Origin of the sequence: Bacillus sp. FF-1 (genome assembly GCF_028548245.1) — a bacterium.
In the GTDB taxonomy this organism is placed as follows: domain Bacteria; phylum Bacillota; class Bacilli; order Bacillales; family Bacillaceae_G; genus Bacillus_A; species Bacillus_A paranthracis.
In genome coordinates, this window is sequence record NZ_JAQQGG010000002.1 from 488,605 (window position 1) to 506,216 (window position 17,612).

At 32.8% G+C, this 17,612-nt stretch carries 20 protein-coding genes and 1 pseudogene; 3 read left to right on the plus strand and 18 right to left on the minus strand.

Features of this window, described 5'->3' with window-relative positions; translation table 11 throughout:
* Positions 1–19: 19 nt before the first annotated feature.
* From PQF83_RS07945 to PQF83_RS07975, 7 genes and pseudogenes are all read right to left on the minus strand, one after another.
* Positions 20–226: pseudogene (locus tag PQF83_RS07945) on the minus strand (hypothetical protein); the annotation flags it as partial.
* A gap of 32 nt (positions 227–258) precedes the next feature.
* Positions 259–777 (minus strand): DNA topology modulation protein, encoded by a 519-nt coding sequence (locus PQF83_RS07950; RefSeq protein WP_000720550.1) that lies wholly within the window; start codon positions 775–777, stop codon positions 259–261.
* Positions 774–1,700 carry a phosphotransferase enzyme family protein gene (locus tag PQF83_RS07955; RefSeq protein WP_000389483.1) on the minus strand — a complete coding sequence of 309 codons (927 nt, stop codon included), beginning with the start codon at positions 1,698–1,700 and terminating at the stop codon, positions 774–776. The genes PQF83_RS07950 and PQF83_RS07955 overlap by 4 nt, the downstream gene beginning before the upstream one ends.
* 15 nt (positions 1,701–1,715) lie before the next feature.
* Positions 1,716–2,111 (minus strand): ribosomal maturation YjgA family protein, encoded by a 396-nt coding sequence (locus PQF83_RS07960; RefSeq protein ID WP_001093428.1) that lies wholly within the window; start codon positions 2,109–2,111, stop codon positions 1,716–1,718.
* Positions 2,112–2,176: 65 nt separating this feature from the next.
* On the minus strand, positions 2,177–2,884 hold the full coding sequence (locus tag PQF83_RS07965; protein WP_000655486.1) for a class I SAM-dependent methyltransferase: 708 nt from the start codon (positions 2,882–2,884) through the stop codon (positions 2,177–2,179).
* Positions 2,885–2,905: 21 nt separating this feature from the next.
* The gene (locus tag PQF83_RS07970) at positions 2,906–3,259 is read right to left on the minus strand and encodes an MmcQ/YjbR family DNA-binding protein (protein WP_000994635.1); all 354 of its coding nucleotides are present in this window, start codon (positions 3,257–3,259) and stop codon (positions 2,906–2,908) included.
* A 13-nt stretch (positions 3,260–3,272) separates the two neighbouring features.
* Complete coding sequence (locus PQF83_RS07975) at positions 3,273–3,677, minus strand: GNAT family N-acetyltransferase (RefSeq protein WP_000288941.1); 405 nt, start codon at positions 3,675–3,677, stop codon at positions 3,273–3,275.
* Positions 3,678–3,930: 253 nt separating this feature from the next.
* Here PQF83_RS07975 and PQF83_RS07980 point away from each other — a divergent pair, with 253 nt between their 5' ends.
* Both PQF83_RS07980 and PQF83_RS07985 read left to right on the plus strand, forming a co-directional pair.
* On the plus strand, positions 3,931–5,316 hold the full coding sequence (locus PQF83_RS07980) for an S-layer homology domain-containing protein (RefSeq protein ID WP_000714669.1): 1,386 nt from the start codon (positions 3,931–3,933) through the stop codon (positions 5,314–5,316).
* 2 nt (positions 5,317–5,318) lie between these two features.
* Complete coding sequence (locus PQF83_RS07985; RefSeq protein ID WP_000820164.1) at positions 5,319–5,531, plus strand: DUF3006 domain-containing protein; 213 nt, start codon at positions 5,319–5,321, stop codon at positions 5,529–5,531.
* A 141-nt stretch (positions 5,532–5,672) separates the two neighbouring features.
* Here PQF83_RS07985 and PQF83_RS07990 read toward each other — a convergent pair whose 3' ends face one another.
* The 8 genes from PQF83_RS07990 to PQF83_RS08025 form a co-directional block, all read right to left on the minus strand.
* A complete protein-coding gene (locus PQF83_RS07990; RefSeq protein WP_000680403.1) occupies positions 5,673–6,089 on the minus strand; it encodes a GNAT family N-acetyltransferase in 417 nt (138 codons plus the stop codon).
* Positions 6,090–6,121: 32 nt separating this feature from the next.
* The gene (locus PQF83_RS07995) at positions 6,122–6,478 is read right to left on the minus strand and encodes a hypothetical protein (protein WP_000828021.1); all 357 of its coding nucleotides are present in this window, start codon (positions 6,476–6,478) and stop codon (positions 6,122–6,124) included.
* Positions 6,475–7,251: a serine hydrolase gene (locus PQF83_RS08000; RefSeq protein ID WP_000450774.1), complete on the minus strand. Its 777-nt coding sequence runs from the start codon at positions 7,249–7,251 to the stop codon at positions 6,475–6,477. The genes PQF83_RS07995 and PQF83_RS08000 overlap by 4 nt, the downstream gene beginning before the upstream one ends.
* Positions 7,252–7,395: 144 nt before the next feature.
* Positions 7,396–7,908, minus strand: coding sequence for a GNAT family N-acetyltransferase (locus PQF83_RS08005; RefSeq protein WP_000617502.1), 513 nt, complete (start codon positions 7,906–7,908; stop codon positions 7,396–7,398).
* A 34-nt stretch (positions 7,909–7,942) separates the two neighbouring features.
* Positions 7,943–8,953 carry an HAAS signaling domain-containing protein gene (locus tag PQF83_RS08010; protein ID WP_001048868.1) on the minus strand — a complete coding sequence of 337 codons (1,011 nt, stop codon included), beginning with the start codon at positions 8,951–8,953 and terminating at the stop codon, positions 7,943–7,945.
* Entirely contained in the window at positions 8,940–9,287 is a 348-nt protein-coding gene (locus PQF83_RS08015; protein ID WP_000339350.1) for a PadR family transcriptional regulator, read from the minus strand. Before PQF83_RS08015 ends, PQF83_RS08010 begins: the two co-directional genes overlap by 14 nt.
* A gap of 169 nt (positions 9,288–9,456) precedes the next feature.
* On the minus strand, positions 9,457–9,789 hold the full coding sequence (locus PQF83_RS08020) for a DUF952 domain-containing protein (protein WP_000629057.1): 333 nt from the start codon (positions 9,787–9,789) through the stop codon (positions 9,457–9,459).
* An 82-nt stretch (positions 9,790–9,871) separates the two neighbouring features.
* Entirely contained in the window at positions 9,872–11,947 is a 2,076-nt protein-coding gene (locus tag PQF83_RS08025) for a HelD family protein (RefSeq protein WP_001059521.1), read from the minus strand.
* 365 nt (positions 11,948–12,312) lie between these two features.
* Between PQF83_RS08025 and PQF83_RS08030 the strand changes: the two genes are divergently transcribed.
* Complete coding sequence (locus PQF83_RS08030; RefSeq protein WP_000127497.1) at positions 12,313–13,167, plus strand: CPBP family glutamic-type intramembrane protease; 855 nt, start codon at positions 12,313–12,315, stop codon at positions 13,165–13,167.
* 39 nt (positions 13,168–13,206) lie between these two features.
* Here the strand turns inward: PQF83_RS08030 and PQF83_RS08035 are convergent, their stop codons facing one another.
* The 3 genes from PQF83_RS08035 to recQ all read right to left on the minus strand — a co-directional run bounded on the left by PQF83_RS08035 (position 13,207) and on the right by recQ (position 16,655).
* The gene (locus PQF83_RS08035; protein WP_001004313.1) at positions 13,207–13,944 is read right to left on the minus strand and encodes an SAM-dependent methyltransferase; all 738 of its coding nucleotides are present in this window, start codon (positions 13,942–13,944) and stop codon (positions 13,207–13,209) included.
* A gap of 184 nt (positions 13,945–14,128) precedes the next feature.
* Positions 14,129–14,512, minus strand: a complete 384-nt coding sequence (locus PQF83_RS08040; protein ID WP_000546576.1) for a gamma-glutamylcyclotransferase family protein — start codon at positions 14,510–14,512, stop codon at positions 14,129–14,131.
* A 25-nt stretch (positions 14,513–14,537) separates the two neighbouring features.
* Positions 14,538–16,655 carry a DNA helicase RecQ gene (gene recQ, locus PQF83_RS08045; protein ID WP_000494287.1) on the minus strand — a complete coding sequence of 706 codons (2,118 nt, stop codon included), beginning with the start codon at positions 16,653–16,655 and terminating at the stop codon, positions 14,538–14,540.
* Between the last annotated feature and the right edge of the window lie 957 nt (positions 16,656–17,612).

The window sequence follows — 17,612 nt, forward strand, 5'->3', positions numbered from 1 at the left end:
CAAGGTCATCTATGTAAATTACAACTGGTTTGTTTTTATCTTTGGATAAATTTGATGTATGATTCGTAATCGCATCATATAATTCCATCGTTACAACATACTTTGCAAGAAGAAACGAATTAACTTGGGCTTTCCATTCTTTCTTTATTCGATCATCTCTTAATTCTACTTTTCCTGCTGGAATTTTCACCATATTAGAATCAACTAGCCTAATAAATCTATCCAATTCTATACCCCCAGGTTATTTCTTTTTATAATCTAACCATTTATAGCACTGTACTTCTCTAAAAATAGTCTTACTTCATTTGTAGATTTTAAAATAATAACATCTTTATCCTTACTCAATTGATTTAACTTCTTTAAAATTGTAGGTCGCTTCGTCTTAGGATATTCCCATATCCATTTAAAAAATTGTAAATCAAATCTTTCCTTACATCCCGCGCCCATATCTGGTCTTGTTTTATTCCGATATTGTATAACTCTTTTAAAAGCACGATAAACACATATTGTTCTATGAATATCAAGAAAAATAATTGTATCAGCTGCGTTCATTCTTATGTCCATTGTCCCGCCATAATTCCCATCAATAATCCACTCATCTTCTTTCACTAATTCATTCTGAACCGTTCTTTGCTCTTCTTTCGGTACTCCTTCCCAATTCGGTTTCCAAAATAGTGCATCAAGATGATGTACTTTAATATTTAATTTATTGCCTAACTGCCTTGCTAATGTAGACTTCCCTGAACCACCAGAACCTATTAATATTATTTTTTTCATATTTGTACACTACTTTCTATTAATTCTTCAATAGTTTCTTTATTAGCAAAAATCCAGAAAAACATCTCTTCATTTAACTTTAATAAATCTTTTAACTGAACAAAATAAGTAATAAAGATAACTTGAATCGAAAGCATGACATACCAAATAGACTGTAGTTCTTCTTTCATTAAAATGTTTTGTTTATTATATCCTTCAAAGATTGTGCTGATAATATGTTGCCACTTCCCTCTTAATACTTCATCACTATATAACTCACTCAAAATACTCGTACAGCAATAGCATAAATCGAATACTCTTACATTACTTTCTAATAGTTCAAAATCTATAAAACCTTGAAATTCATTATCTTTAAAGATTACATTGGATAAGTGCATATCACGATGAATAATTTGCTCTCGTAATGGGTGAACTATTTCTTTGAAAGCTGTATGTATTTGATTCATTTTTCGAATTACATCCTGATGAACATACTCATTCTTTTCTAAAATAGGTAAAGCCCATCCGTATACTACTTTATACAAATCTCTTTTTACTAACCCATTATTATTCACCGAATTAAGTACTTGATGTAAATTAGCTATTTCTTCTCCAATTGTACTTCCTAGCTCCTTCAGATTTTCTGTATCTTTTATTTCAAGTCCACTTCCAGCAATATATTTGTACAAACAATAATACTTCTCTTTATAAAATACATACTTTTTACTATTACTCGTTTTCACTAATTTTTGTACTTTAACCCCTTTTTCCTCAAGCTGTTCTAATACATGTATTTCAACTAATAGTTGTTTTATCGATCCCTTTTCCTTCAAAATATAGGATTTATTATTACAATGAATCTTTGTTACGTTTGCTTTTATTTCAGTAGCTGTGACATCTTTATCTTCAAACCAAAAATTCACAATTTCTAATATATCCTCCATAATAAATACCTCCATTTAAAATCGCTTATTCGTCCTTAATATAAACTCAAAAAGAAATCCTACCCCAACACCAATTGTATAAGCAACTAAATCACTCCACAAAAATCCATAACCTAATACGAGTCCACCTAAAGTCGTTGCACGAATACTATCTATCCATTCAGCATGATACAATTGGCTCACTTCAATCCCGTAGCAAAACATTAAACTAACAAAAGCCAATTTCTTCATTTCTATTTTATGAAATAAAAATCCAAATCCAATAAAAATCATTAACGCCCATAAAGCATCACCTAAATAATCATTTAATAGAGCCGGCAGTGCAAAAGCAAACTTTCTTGAACTAAGCCCTAAAATAATAACAAGGATTGTAAACATTGCGTATAGTAATCTATTTCGTTTCGTATTCATTTCAAAACTCCTAATTCATCATTTATAACTGCAAAATAGCTAGTAAAATATAATCATTTTACTAGCTATTTATTAACTGCTTTAACAATAAGAAAATGTGGATTTGTATTTAAATAGTAATAAGATTTTTCATTTACTTCTTTCATCTTTTCAACTGGCCTTGGTTCGACCATTTTTTCTAACATAAAATAATTTGTTGTTTCATTAATAATATCTTGAAGTGACCTTCTAAAAAATTCAACTTCAATTGTAATATTAGGTTTAATCCAAGTATCTACTAATAATTGTTTTTCAAAATAATTTTTACAAGTAAACTTTGTAAAATCCATAAAAGGATGATGAATAGAGTATATAAATTCTCCACCTGGCTTCAATACTCGACGAAATTCCTGAAATACTTGATTCCAATTTTGTAAATAATGAAGAGTTAACGAACTTACAATTACATCAAAAGTATGATCTTCAAACGGTAATACTTCTTGCAAGTCATGACAAAGAAACGTTGCTTTATCCCCCATACTATCCTTTGCAGCTTTTACCATTTCATAACTTACGTCAATTGCAGTAACATTTGCTCCTCTTTCTACAAATTGAGAAGTATACCATCCAGCTGCACATCCGGCATCTAGTATACTCTTCCCTTCTAATTTCTTTGGAACCATCTCCATCATCGCTGGTCTTTCATAATAGCTGTTATATGGATTTGCCACATCTAGATTTTCTTTATATGTACTCGCTAATTTATCATATGTATCTTTGATCGTGTCTTTCAATACATCCACCCCTTATACATATTAATCTAATAACTCTTGCTGCTTTCTCTTTGAAAATGATTGTAGAACTAAATCATACGACCAATCAATCATCTTATTAATTTGCACTTGTTCTACATCTTTATGTATATACACCGTATTCCAATGTTTTTTATTCATATGATAACCCGGAATGATTGTTTCTGGATACTCTTCTCTTAATCTTAGCGCAAGTTCTGGATCACATTTTAATGTTATTGCCGCTTTTTCGCCTTCTTCATGGTTCAATATCGCAAATATTTTATTATTAAGCCTCATACACGTTGCATTCCAACCATCTGGTGAATCTTCTGTCGCTTTTCTTTTCGATAAACAATATTCCCTTGTTGCATTCATTCTAATTCTCCCCTTATTCTTTCACTATTTGATTACGATGCATCACAATTTGTTTCGTCGCTTGAAATTGTTTTTGACCATAAAACTTTATAAGCTTCTCTCCACAAAATAAGCTCACAATATCGATATGAGATATTTCTTCAAGTAACATTGTAAGCATCTTCTCTCCAATACCTTTATTCCTTACACTCTCATGCACAACAACATCTTCTAAGTACGCTCGAAAAACACCATCTGAAACAACTCTAGCAAAACCAATTAACTCATTTTCTTTCCATACCCCAATTGCTATACTATTTTTTAACATTTTTTGAATATCGATTTCTTTTCTTTCTGGCCACCAACCGACAGAATCGTAAAGCCTCTTTAATTTTTCTGAACAGATTGGTTTCTCATCTTGTAATTTATATGTATACATTTTCTTTCTCCCATTTAACATGATATAAATTATTATAAATGATTTTATAAATTTATAATATGGATTTTACAATTGCAATATAAACAATTCTCTAATACCTTTCCTATCCCCTCTATTAAGTTAGATTATTTCAAATTAACGAATTTATGGAAATACAAAACAACTAATAAAATATTTACTTATTAAACTTTGAATTACTTGTAATAAATGGTAAAGTTAATAAGGTAAAAAATACATTAAGTGAGGCGATTTTTTGAAAAAGTTTAGTTTATTACTAACAACATTTGTCATGATTTTAACATTGTTCATTCCAAATCTTACAAGTGCTAAAGCTTTCCCAGATGTCCAATCTAATCATTGGGCAATTAAGGAAATTAACTATTTATCGGATAAAGGTATCATTAATGGTACGCCAGAAGGAACTTTTAAACCGGGTGATGATGTAACTCGTGGACAAATGGCCTTAATGCTAGATTTATCATTAAAATTAGAAAAACCATCTAGCTATAATCATATTTTTTCCGATGTAGCCAAAGGTATCTATTACTATGATTCTGTACATAAGTTAGCACATAATAACATTGTACAACGTGAAACAAACTATTTCCCTGACCGTTCATTAACTCGTGCAGAAATGGCAGTAGTTTTAGTTAAAACTTTTAATTTGCAACCTACAGGTGCAGACGTCAATTTCCCTGATGTTCCATCTACTCATTGGGGTTACAATTTTGTCAAAATTTTAGCTCAAAATAATATTACAGCTGGGTTTCCTGATGGTACATTTGGTCCAGACGTAAAAGTAACTCGTGAACAGTTCGCCGCATTTTTAGCTCGTGTATTAGAACCTAGTTTCCGTCCGGCTCTTCCTAAGCCTAAAGGAGAGTTAGAAGTTCATTATATTGATGTAGGACAAGGTGATGCTACTTTTATTAAATCTCCAAGTGGCGAAACGATCCTTATTGACGGTGGTAACAACGGAAAAGGTAAAGTAGTAGCAAATTATTTAAAAGGATTAGGATTCCAAACTATCGATTATATGATTGCTACTCATCCTGATGCCGATCATGTAGGCGGATTGGATGAAGTACTTTATGCTATGAATGTAAAAAACGTTTACGCACCTAAAGTAAGCCATACGACACAAACGTTTCAAGACTTTTTAACTGCAGTAGCTAACAAAGGGTTAACTATTAAAGAAGCGAAGTCTGGAGTAACTTTACCAATCAATGGTTTAAACTCACAATTTTTAGCTCCTGTTAAAGAATACGGTAACGATCTAAATGAGTGGAGTGCTGTATTAAAAGTAACACATGGCAGCAAATCTTTCTTATTTACTGGTGATGCTGAATCTAAAAGTGAAAAAGATATGGTTGCAACGTATGGTTCCGGCCTAAAATCCGATGTATTAAAACCTGGCCATCACGGAAGTAAGACTTCTTCTTCTCAACCATTTTTAGATGCAGTGAAACCAAGTATCGCTGTAATCAGTGCAGGTGCAGGTAACCGATATGGCCATCCCACACAGGAAACTTTAGCAAAGTTAAATGCAATGTCTGTTAAAGTATATAGAACGGATTTAAATGGAACTGTAATTATTACTAGTGATAGTTCTAACATTTCTGTAAGAACGGAGAGATAATTATGAAGAGAGGTATTATTGACCGTTTCGAAGGCGAACTAGCAGTTATTGAAGTGAATAACGTAACAATTGATGTACCTAAATCCAAACTCCCTTCCACTGCAAAAGAGGGTGATGTTCTCATAATAGAGGATGATACGTATACAATTGATAAGGATGAAACAGATAAAAGAAGACGTGAAATACAAGATTTAATGAATAAGCTATTTGAATAGTAAAAAAAGAAAATCCTTGTAATACGAATCGAACTATTTCTTCGCATAATTGCATCAGATGGATTAGTTTCTATAAACTAAAAAAAGCATCGCCTTATTGGCGATGCTTTTAAAAAACACTTTTCTCGCAAAACACGAATACTATAACCTCTTCTCTAAAAAGTGTTGACTATGCCCTTTCGGATGATCTTCAACAACACCATATTCTCGGTAGCCATGCTTTTTATAAAATTCTGGTGCTTGAAAACTAAATGAATCTAATAATATTAATCTACAACCTTTTTCCTTCGCAATATCTTCAATTTTATGTAATAGTTGACTACCATAACCATCATGACGAACTGAATCATCAACCCATAAAAAATCTATATGAAGATGATAAAAATACATCGTACCTGTTACGCCGCCAAAGATTTTCCCAGCCTCATCTTTCACAACAAAACTTACTTGTTCCATCGGCTGTTTTGCTTCATCAGTTAAAATAGACATGTTATATTGAATGACTTTATTTTTTATGTATTCTCCTTCAGCGCGAGTACCATTCTCTATGTGTTTCATATATTCCTTCCTTTCAACTTAGTAAGTTATCTTTAATTTTTACTTTTCCTCTTTAAAATACTAATAAATACGAATCCACCATATGTAACAAAGCATGAAAAACCAATTATCCCTGGTACAGAGACATAGCCTATTCTTATATAACTTATAACTGCAAAAGAAGCAATAGATAGTAAAATAGATGGCCAAAATAAAAGAGCTGTTTTTTTTCGTCTCTCTTTCTTCTCAGAAACACGTGTACCAAAAAGTAATACAATACAAATGAGGATCGCTGCAAAATAAATAGTATCTAATGACAAATTGTGATCGTATAGTGCGATACCCACTTCAAGAGCAATAATCGTTACAATTAACATAATGATTGTTGATGTCTTTAAGTTTCTTTTCAATTACTCACTCCTAGCATACTTTGACTATATTCTTTGTATATGTACTTCAAAGCTACCACAAAAGCTTCATCTACCTCTTTATTTTCAAGTCGATTAGGTAAATCTTTTCCCCCAATAACATAAAGAAACGGAAATTCGTTAAATATTCCTATTATACCAATATTTATTGCAGCTGAAGATAGCCCACCTGTCATATGAGCTAAGTGATATGAATGTATTCCTTCATATTCAGCTTGCTGTCTTACCATGCCGCTAATAATTGGTTCCCATAATTCTGCTTCTGATTTATAACCCTGAAAAATATGTACTAAAAGTGAAAGAACTTCATTTAATTCTCCAACATTTTTCTCATCTCTAGCGTCCTCTTGTATATAAATTTTTGAAAAGTACGTTTGGGCATACATTTTCACAGCATCCCATCCACCACAGTACATTACAACTGACTGTGCAACGTAACTATCATGACATGCTATCATCACTTCTACTGCTTTACTAAGTGTTAAAGTCCTTCTTCCTTGTAAATGTGGATACAACTGCGCACTATCTTCATTTGGATTAAATTTAACATGATGAAGTATATCATGCCAATTACATTTATTTTCCTTCACCATCTGCGCTACTACAAATCCTATTGTTACTTTTGCTGCCGATGCTAACGGAATATTTAATTCACTATTATATGAAGCAACTATGCGATTACTTTTTGTAGAATAAATAGCTATCCCAACATGATCAGATTGTATCTCTTTCATTTTTTGAATGACAGTTTCCATTTCCCAGCCTCTTTTCCAAACGTTATATTATTTTTTAATAATTCAATATATAATATGAAATCCCTTTTTTAGATAAGCATTCTTATGATTACAATAAGAAAAAGGTAGCATGAATAACTCCATGCTACCTAAGATACTAATTTTCTATTCTTCTAAAGGATTTTTAGGACCATTAAGCTCCAATTGATAAAAAGCTAAATCTAGCCATTTATTAAACTTATAACCAGCCTTTTTAATCGTCCCTGCATGAACAAATCCATAGTTTTCATGTAAGGCAATACTTTTCTCGTTTTCCGCATCAATTCCAGCAATTAAAGTCATATATTCTCTTTCTTTTGCAATTGTGATCAATGCTCTCATCAAAGAAGTTCCAATCCCACATTTTCTATATTCCTTATCAACATACACAGAATGCTCAATTGAATATTTGTAGGCAGGCCAAGCTCTAAACGGACCGAATGTCGCAAATCCTACTACTTTATTATCTAGTTCGTATACAAAAATCGGATAACCATCAGCCTTTTTTTGTTCATACCAATCTATTCTATTTTCAAGGGTTACGGGTTTATACGTATATACAGCAGTTGTATTCAGTATCGCATCATTATAAATATCTAAAATGTATATTACATCTTTTTCCGTTGCTTCCCTTATCATCGTTTTCTTCCTTTCATATACGTTCTCTTTTTAACTACCTATTTGTTACACGAACACTAGCTTTTCGAAAGCCATCATAAATGTTTAATGCAGCAGATAAAACATAAATGAGAATACCCCCACTAATTAGCCACTTTTTAAGTTCTTCCGGAGAAATAGTGAACACATTTGCCACAAACGTAATAAATCCATCGGTAAATATGTGCGGATTTACTACAATTATAATGAATACTATCGTTCCAGCTATTTGGAGAATAGCATTCCCGATTGCCAATCTTTTTGTCCATTGTCCCTGTACTAATTTATAAAGAGATATCGCTATTTCAAAAACAATTATCATCACAACGATTGGCCAATACTGAAGTAACACATCTTGATTAAACGTTGGCGCGACAAACTTCAATCCACTTCCCGTACCACTGTATACGCCAACGAGATGATTCGCATAAAAATAAAGTGTACCCCATATTGCCGTCCACATTAACCCTCCAAAAACTTCAAACTTGGAGATTGCTTTTTTCTTCGGAATGTACGAAATATTTTTCAAATCATCTGGCGTCCACTTTTTTAAACTTGTCGTCAACGGCTCGGTATCTTTGTTTTTATCCGTTCTTTCTAAAATAGCAAATACGAGTGTTAACCAGAAAAATACATGGAGGGCTACTTCAAAAATTTCTCCAATGCCTTTACCTATTACTTGTAAAATAACATTTAATACTGCTTGATCACCAGTATAACTTAAAAAATTTTCTGCAACCATTGCAATGAGTGCAATAACAACTGCAATTGGAATGATCATTTTTAATAATGTCGTATATACATCAAAATAACGCGGTCCAATTAAATGCATCGGTCTATCCAAATATCCATTAGCTAATGAAACCGGACTCCCCAATTTTTCAAGAACCCTTTTTTCATCATCTTCATTATAATCATCAGGCAACATATCCTCAACTGTTGACCGTAGCTCAAGAATAATATCTTCACGATTTTTTTCAGGTAATCTCTTCGCTACTTCCTCGACATAAATATCAATCAAATTCATTCTTGTCCTCCTCCTTTAATAAGTTATAAAGTTTTTTCGAATCCTTTATCCATTCCTTTCTCAACTGCTGGAATATTTCTAATCCGTATTCAGTTAAAACATAATATTTACGAGGTCTACTCTCTGTTTTATCCCAACTACTCGTCACTAGCTCTTGCTTTTCTAACCGGCGAAGTAGTGGATATAAAGTACTTTGATCGATTACGATTCCTGATTTCTCTAATAATTGGACAAGTGAATATCCATACTGCGGCGTTCTTAATTGGCTTAAAACCGCTAATGTTAATGTACCTCTTCTTAGTTCAGTAATTAATGAATTTAATAAAGCATCCATGTGTTCACCTCATTTTCATTACTATATGTCATACAGTATATGTTTTATACTATGTATCGTACAGTATTAGTGTGACAAAAACAACAATATTTTACCAAAAAACGGATAATAAAAAGCACAAACTATATGATTTGTGCTTTTCTAACTAAATTATTTACTTGTAACACGCTTACCTTTGTAACTCTGGTAATATAAATTCCCCGTTTTCCTTAAGCAATGGAACAACATCTATAATTGCATCTATATTAATTGCTCCGTAAACATGCGGATATTCTTGGCCGTTAGAAGCAAGTTCATATTTTATTTCTGCTTTTAACAGAGTTAGATCAATTGTTAGTAATAAAACTTCTTCTTCATGACTAAAATGTTTTTCTGCGACTTTTAAAGCTTGTTCAAAAAACGAACAATGAATAAATCCCTCTTCTTTTAATGAGGCTTCATTAATTTCTCCCTTTATCTTTGCGATTTCCCAATTTCTTTTCGTTATTACTTTTGTAATCATTGTTATTCTCTCCCCGAACCTTTATATGGAAAAACAAGAGGTCCTTCTTTTTGTTACTAGAAAAGCCTCTTGCGTTTCATTTTTATTTTAATCCGTTAATTAAAGGCGATGCTTCCCCACTATGGAAAATCCATAAATCATGAAGTGATCTCGTGCATCCGACATATAGTAACTTCGCATCGTGTTTTGTATTTTTGTAATGTTCTTCATCAACATCAATGAGTAGCACAGCGTCAAATTCTAGCCCTTTTGCCAAGTATACAGGTACTACTGAAATACCACCTTCATATTTACTTTGATCTGCTTCAATGACGTTTACAGCTACTCCTGCCTTTGTTAATTTCTCATATATATCGCGACATTCATCGTCTGTTCTTCCTATTACCGCAATTGTTTTCACATCATCATTTTGTAAATGTTTTAACGTCTTCATAATCTCATTAAATTGATCTTCTGCTTGAATTACTTTGACCTCTTCACCACTACGAAAAACTGGTGTCGCAAGCCCTACTGGAATCTCGGCGTTTTTAATTATTTCGTTCGCAAATTCAATAATTTCTTTTGTAGAACGATAGCTCCTCGTCAGTTCATAATAGCCTGTTTCTTGGAATACTTCCTTAAAAGCACTCCAATCTTCAATCCCTTGGTAATCATAAATCGCTTGAGATAAATCACCTAATATAGTGAAAGAATTACCTAATGTAATTTCTTTTAATACATAAACTTGGAATGGTGAGAAATCTTGCGCTTCATCAATAACGACGTGATGAAATTTCTGCCCGATTTCAATACCTGTTATGCGATGATGTATGTAAATTAAAGCGGGTAAATCTTCTACATACACTTCTTTTTTACGACAACTCTTCTCAGTTTCTTTCACAAGTTCCTCGGGTAATACTTCGAGTATTTCTTTGCTTTTCAATATTGAACTATATATTGAAAGCGAGCTCATTTTCGGCCAAAACTTCATATAACTGTTCAATCTCTTTGTCGCTTCTTTTTTTAATAATTTCTTCTCGTTTGTTTCGCCATACTTTTTTAGTTCAATTTCAATCCAGCGCTTCATTCGGCCAACTAAACGTTCTCTTCTTTTCTTTAATGGATAATGTTTATACTCAACTTGCATCCATTTTTTTATATCTTCCACTGGAATAACAGCTTTATCCCATGCCTCAAAATTACTTGTTGGCACTAGTTCTTTTTCAAATTGAACCATTTGCTCTTCAATAAAGGACTTAAATTCTAGCGTACCTTTCAATTTACCAAGCATAACCTTTCTTTCATCACGATTAATAGAAAATGCTTCTTTCAACTTTTCTTCTGTCTGCTTCAGTTTCACCGAATCATCTAACGTACGTAATGCCCAGTCCGGAAATGTTGTTTGACTAATATTCCCAACACCTAATTCAGGAAGCACACTCGAGATATAGTCTAAAAACAGACTATTCGGAGCGAATACAATCATTCTTTCAGCTTCTAGTTGCTCACGATATTCATAAATTAAAAAAGCAAGGCGATGTAAAGCGATCGTTGTTTTACCGCTCCCTGCAACCCCTTGAATTAATAATGGCAAGTTTCTTTCCGCACGAATAATATCATTTTGCTCCGATTGAATCGTCGAAACAATATCCTTTAGTTTATTATCTTTATTCTCACCTAATCGATATAGAAGAAAATCATCGGCATGCGAGACATCTTCATTTCCTTTTACATATGTATCAACAACACGTTCTAATTCTCTTTTTCGAATAGAGATATTTCGCTTTAAATAAACATCACCTTCTACTAATCCATCCGGTGATTGATAAAACGCTAATTCTTCACCGCCGGTAAATGAATAAAACATACTTGCGACAGGTGCCCGCCAATCAATTACAATTGGCTTCATCGTATCTTTATCTGAAACACCAACTTTACCGATGTAAATCGGCATAACTTCTCCCTTGCCATCCTCTTGAAAATCTAATCTACCAAAGTACGGTTCTTGTACCCCAATACGTAAGTTTTGTCTATTAGACTCCCTCATACTTTCAAGAATTTGCTCTTTAAAATCATCGCCGTAATAAACTGGAATTTTTTCAAGCTGTTCTAATTGATCATCCATCGTACGTAATGTATCTTTCATTTTTTGTAACTCTTCTTCAAAAATGTTGTTCATTTGATGATTCCCTCCTGTCCGTTCTAATTTTTCAGTCGAAATATAATTGTATTAAAAATCCAATTATAAAGTCAAGGACTTAATTTGTTTTTTCTGAAAAAACTTACTTTTCACCTTTCTAATATTGAAATTCAAATGATATTTTTACATGATAAGAATATATAACATCTAAATCATACAACTACACATATAATAAAGTGATTTATACAAAAGCCGCTATTTTCTATTGATTAAAAGGACTTTATACTATCTAACTAAGTTCCCCTTACATACTCTCCAGCTTCTTTTCTAGTTATCTATTATTTCATTGATAAAATACCCAAGGTCACAAAAGTCAAAAATAAGAGTAAAGGAGTCTATTGAAAATGACTGCTACCAAAAGAAAAACCCTTAAGTTACATTTACTTATTTTTGTGTTCATTGTATTGGCAAGTGGCTGGATTGGCGTAATTCTAGATTCTTTTCTAACAGATCAGCCTGAAGGAAACTCTTTAGGCATGGGACTGTGGTTAATATTACCTTTCCTCTCATGTATTTTCCTTAGAGTTATTAGCCGAGATTGGAATGATTTTGGTATAAAACTAAATTTGAAGGCAAACTTTAAATGGTACTTCGTTGCGATACTAATTTACCCGTTCGTTACAGTAATAACGATAAGTTTAGCACTTATTTTTGGAGTAGCAAACATAACTAGTTTTGAAATATATTCGTTATTGTCACTCATATTCATGTCTACTATTGGTAACTTTATTAAAAATATTTTTGAAGAGTTTTCATGGCGCGGTTATTTAACTCCTAAGCTCATTGAACTAAAGTTAAACGATTGGTTTATTTATATTATTTCTGGTTTAGTTTGGTCTCTTTGGCATGCCGCTTATTATTTAGTTTTTTTACCAAATGAATATTTCGAATCTATTTCAAGGTTAAATATGCTTTTATCCGGTTGCATACTTATGGTTTCTTGGTCTATTATGTATGTTGAAATATATAGACTTACAAAGTCAGTATGGCCATGCGTTATCATGCATGCAATTGAAGATGCTGTTCCTACCGTTTTAGTTACAATAACAGGGATTATTACACTTACCAAAGGCAGTGATTTTTGGTTAAACCCTATTAGCGGAGTCGTTGCTACTATTGTATTTCTTGGAATTGGGATTGTACTAAGATCTATAAGAATTAAAAAAGAACGACAATTAAATACGAAAAACAGTCAATGATTCACATTATAAAAGCACAAAAGAGTAAGGAATTAATCCCTACTCTTTTTTTATTTTTATTCGATATGATAAACATTCATTTAAAGACGCTTGCTCTTTATATTTCCTCTCTTCAAAGTCATACGCTCCTCCTGGGAAAATCCCAACTATACTGAAACCCGCCTCTGCACATAAATTACTAATCTCATCTATCGTATAGCAACGTAAAGATTGTGTCACGATATCATTTGAAGAATCCTTTTCCCACCAGTGGTCCAGCATCCTAGCATTCTCACTATCATATTCATATTTTCGCATTGCAGAATAAATCGGCATTTCTTGTCCATTTGCTTTTTCCCAATATAATGGTTGATAAATATCAATAAGTGCACACCCATCATCTTTCAACCAATTATGGATTCGTTTTAATAAAACCAATTGTTCTTCATCTGTCCCTACACCAAATCCATCTAAATAACTAACAACATCAAACTTTTCTTCAAAGTTAATTTTATAAAAATCAGCGCAATGAATCTCAATATCACTAGTAGAATGTTCTTTAGCAAACATAACTAACTCTGGTACAAGCTCAACAGTAGTCATTTTTACATCCAAATTAGACATCGCTCTTGCAAAACCACCATTTCCAGCTCCTAGTTCTAACATCGTTTGAAATGAATATCCAATTTGTTCTTGTACTTCTTTCGCAACTTCCTGCAACCAATTTTCATTTTTTATATTATAGCTTAGTAATTCAAATTGTTTTTTATAAAATTCTTTTACATTTAATTCGTTCATTATTATTCTCCTCCTGTACGTTATTTTTCTACTACAGGTGAGAAACTAAATTTCTGATACCCATGAAAAATCCTCCTTTTGATTTCCCTACATTTACATTTTATCTAAATAATAAGAATTTTTAAAGTGCCAAAAATAAAAGAGCAGATAATGGACAATTCCACTATCTGCTCTATGGCTGCTATTATTTCCCTTGTTGATACTTCAACCAATCACCAGAAATGATAACTTTCTTTAGCATATTTTTATCTTGAGCGAGATATACATATGCCTCTATTTCCCTATCACCATCAAATACTATTTGTGTGATTCGTTCATATAAATCCGTCTCTGCATTACCTGTATATTCTTCTAGTTCGTCTAACTTATGCAATATGTCATCATTTACTTCATAAACTTCTCCATACACCTTTTCTTCATTCGAATAAGTCATCGCCGGATACCCTTCGTTTGTATCAAATAATTCCCCATACGTCCATGCTTCGTCTGCAATGCATATTGCACCTTGCATATAATGAGCATTCGTTTGCTTTTTTCTTAACGTGCCATACACAAAAACGTGATGCATTAATCCCTATCCCCTTTACATGTCACTACTTTCTAATTTGTAAATAAGCACGAATCATAAAGTAACTCACTTCATTCGGAAGTTGTTCCTTAATCGATTTCAGACCACCATCAGCATTTTGCACAGCAGTTTCAATCAGTTGCTCGTATTCTGCAGGAACAAAACTGTTCCAGTCTACTTCCATTCCATCTTCAAAACAACGAATTAAATGATTTTCAATCGTTTGTCTTGATAATCCACGTTCTTTCGCAATTTCATCTAGATTAATACCTTGTTTATACATTTCATACGTTTCCAAATGAGAATTTGCTGAAGCTTTCCCTGATTTCTTCCGTTCTGTCACCACTTCTGTTTTAATAGTTTCAGCATAGTTTGGGTTTTCCTCAATAAAGTGCTGAACTGCTTGTAAGAAGTGCGAACCATACTTCACAAGTTTGTGTTCACCAATCCCTTTCACAGTTAAAAGTTCAGAATCGCTTTGCGGCATTTTTGCGCACATATCTTTCAACGTTTGGTCAGAGAAAATAACGAATGGAGGTACCCCTTCTCCTTGCGCAATTTCTTTACGTACTTCGCGAAGTACTTCAAATAAAGGATGATCTTGAACGATTTGTCTTGTCTCTACTCGTTCTTTACGTAAAACATTCTCTTTACCAAGTAACACTTCTTTCCCTTTTTCCGTTACTTTTAGTGTCGGGTAAGTACCATGTTCAACTGCAATTAGCTCGTCTGAAATTAAAAACTCAATAAATTCACTCACTTCTTTTACACTACGATTTGATAAAAGTCCGTAAGTTGGCAAAGTATGAAAATTAAATTCAATGACTTTCTTATTTTTAGATCCAGTTAGTACTTGTGCAATCATTTGTTTACCAAATCGTTGGTTCGTCCTAATCATACAAGATAAAACCATTTGCGATTCTCTCGTCACATCGATACTTTCTCGGTCGTCTGTACAATTACCGCAGCGGCCACAATCTTCTTTTGGTTCTTCTCCAAAGTATTGCAAAATAAATGATTGTAAACATTGTTCTGTATGACAGTAGTCAGTCATATTTTGCAGTTTTTCAAGTTCGTTTGAAAAACGAGACTCTCCTGTCGATTGATCAATTAAAAAGCGTTGTACTTGTACATCTTGAGAAGAATAAAGCAATATACATGCACTATCTAATCCGTCACGGCCAGCACGTCCTGCTTCTTGGTAATAACTTTCCATATTTTTTGGAAGTTGATAATGGATAACGTAACGAATATTCGATTTATCAATACCCATCCCAAACGCAGATGTGGCTACCATTACACTCACTTCATCACGTAAAAAGAGTTCTTGTTGCTCATTTCGATCGTTATCACTCATACCGGCATGATATTTTGATACAGAAACTCCCGCTTTCATTAAATCCTCATACAACTGATCAACTACTTTTCTAGTAGCTGCATATATAATCCCAGATTCCTTTTGATTTTGACGAATATAATCTGCTAAATATGCATTACGATCTTGTCCTTTAATAACAGAAAATGATAAGTTCTCGCGCTCAAACGTTGTCATAATCGTGTTTTCTTGATTAATTCCAAGCGTGTTGCAAATATCATCACGAACTTGTGGTGTTGCCGTAGCAGTTAATGCTAATACGAGCGGCTTTTCTGGAAGATAATCTAATATACGGTGTATATGTAAATAACTCGGACGGAAATCATGTCCCCACTGCGAAATACAGTGCGCCTCATCAATGGCAATCATCGGGATTTTCATATCGATCAGTTGGTCAACAAACTCCATTGAATCAAGTCGCTCTGGCGCTACATAAAGTAACTTATAATGGCCCTGTTTCGCTAATTGAATTCGTTGATTCGCTTCTGTAATCGAAATAGAACTATTAATATATGTAGCTGAAATACCATTTTGTACTAATGTATCTACTTGGTCTTTCATAAGTGATATTAAAGGCGATATAACTAACGTTGTTCCTTCAAATACTAATGCGGGAATTTGATAACAAATTGACTTACCACCACCTGTAGGCATAATACAGACAGTATCTTTCCCATCTAATACATTTTTAATTGTTTCATCTTGTCCTCTTCGGAATGACGAATAACCGAAATAAGACGCTAAAAGTTCTTGTGCTTTTGTAAACAAAAAAGAGTCACCTGCTTTTCTTTATCTTTCATCTACTCCTATTATATCATCTCTTATGCATCATGAAAGTGATGAATACATGACTATCAGCCTGCTTTTTCATTATTTTATGCTTCTTTACGTTTTTGAGAATTATTATCAATTATAACGAATTTCAAAATAAATACACATTTTATTAATTCTCCTTGAATACTACTAATCTTATACATATGAATTCAGGAGGTTACTATATGAAGCACTGTAATATTAGTTCCATCAAACAGAAAACCATATCGAACCAACTCCAATTCTCAAATAATGAAGCGTGGAAATATGAATCATACTATAAGTACCAACCATTATTTTCTTATAGAAAGCTTTTTCATTTTCTTTCTCAACTTTTTAAACGTTAATACAGGTGCGAAATAGATCATTCATAATAATTTTCTCAATATAACCCTTATAGACTTACTGCAATACAGTTGGTATTATATGAAATATTCTGTTGGATAAACCCCTTAAGTTGACCTGCTTATATAAGCGGGTCTTTTTTAATTTATATATATTTCATAATACTTTTAGATGTAATTATAAATCTTATCACCATTTTATAATCTTAATCCACTCACTACAAATGGTCATAATTACAAAAGGTAAAATATAAATGCTTAACATTTAATTATCTAATTCTTTTTTCTCAATACACAAAACGAATTTCACTTGTTACTATAAAGGTACTCCAGATGAGTTTTTGCTCATCGACATTATCTAGTGAAAGGGATCTGCCGCGGGAAGCAGGTCCCTTTCACTTTATTAAAGACTCACTTTCAATTGGACACATTTACCAGGTTTTTTTAATAGAATTTTATGATAATATTACGTAGTCGAGTCCGACATCTCGGCAATACCCTTTTGAGGCTCTGCAACTTCCCTTGCAGAGCCTCTTTTACTTTATATTCAATTTATTTGTATATAACG

Excerpts from the sequence above, each read along its gene's own strand:
- PQF83_RS08040 (WP_000546576.1), bottom strand. The coding sequence starts at position 14,512 with ATGCATCACGTTTTTGTGTATGGCACGTTAAGAAAAAAGCAAACGAAT.
- PQF83_RS07975 (WP_000288941.1), bottom strand. The coding sequence starts at position 3,677 with ATGTATACATATAAATTACAAGATGAGAAACCAATCTGTTCAGAAAAA.
- PQF83_RS08015 (WP_000339350.1), bottom strand. The coding sequence starts at position 9,287 with ATGGATGCTTTATTAAATTCATTAATTACTGAACTAAGAAGAGGTACA.
- PQF83_RS08030 (WP_000127497.1), top strand. The coding sequence starts at position 12,313 with ATGACTGCTACCAAAAGAAAAACCCTTAAGTTACATTTACTTATTTTT.
- PQF83_RS08000 (WP_000450774.1), bottom strand. The coding sequence starts at position 7,251 with ATGGAAACTGTCATTCAAAAAATGAAAGAGATACAATCTGATCATGTT.
- PQF83_RS08005 (WP_000617502.1), bottom strand. The coding sequence starts at position 7,908 with ATGATAAGGGAAGCAACGGAAAAAGATGTAATATACATTTTAGATATT.
- PQF83_RS07985 (WP_000820164.1), top strand. The coding sequence starts at position 5,319 with ATGAAGAGAGGTATTATTGACCGTTTCGAAGGCGAACTAGCAGTTATT.
- PQF83_RS07970 (WP_000994635.1), bottom strand. The coding sequence starts at position 3,259 with ATGAATGCAACAAGGGAATATTGTTTATCGAAAAGAAAAGCGACAGAA.
- PQF83_RS08035 (WP_001004313.1), bottom strand. The coding sequence starts at position 13,944 with ATGAACGAATTAAATGTAAAAGAATTTTATAAAAAACAATTTGAATTA.
- PQF83_RS08010 (WP_001048868.1), bottom strand. The coding sequence starts at position 8,953 with ATGAATTTGATTGATATTTATGTCGAGGAAGTAGCGAAGAGATTACCT.
- PQF83_RS08025 (WP_001059521.1), bottom strand. The coding sequence starts at position 11,947 with ATGAACAACATTTTTGAAGAAGAGTTACAAAAAATGAAAGATACATTA.
- PQF83_RS07990 (WP_000680403.1), bottom strand. The coding sequence starts at position 6,089 with ATGAAACACATAGAGAATGGTACTCGCGCTGAAGGAGAATACATAAAA.
- PQF83_RS08020 (WP_000629057.1), bottom strand. The coding sequence starts at position 9,789 with ATGATTACAAAAGTAATAACGAAAAGAAATTGGGAAATCGCAAAGATA.
- PQF83_RS07955 (WP_000389483.1), bottom strand. The coding sequence starts at position 1,700 with ATGGAGGATATATTAGAAATTGTGAATTTTTGGTTTGAAGATAAAGAT.
- PQF83_RS07950 (WP_000720550.1), bottom strand. The coding sequence starts at position 777 with ATGAAAAAAATAATATTAATAGGTTCTGGTGGTTCAGGGAAGTCTACA.
- PQF83_RS07960 (WP_001093428.1), bottom strand. The coding sequence starts at position 2,111 with ATGAATACGAAACGAAATAGATTACTATACGCAATGTTTACAATCCTT.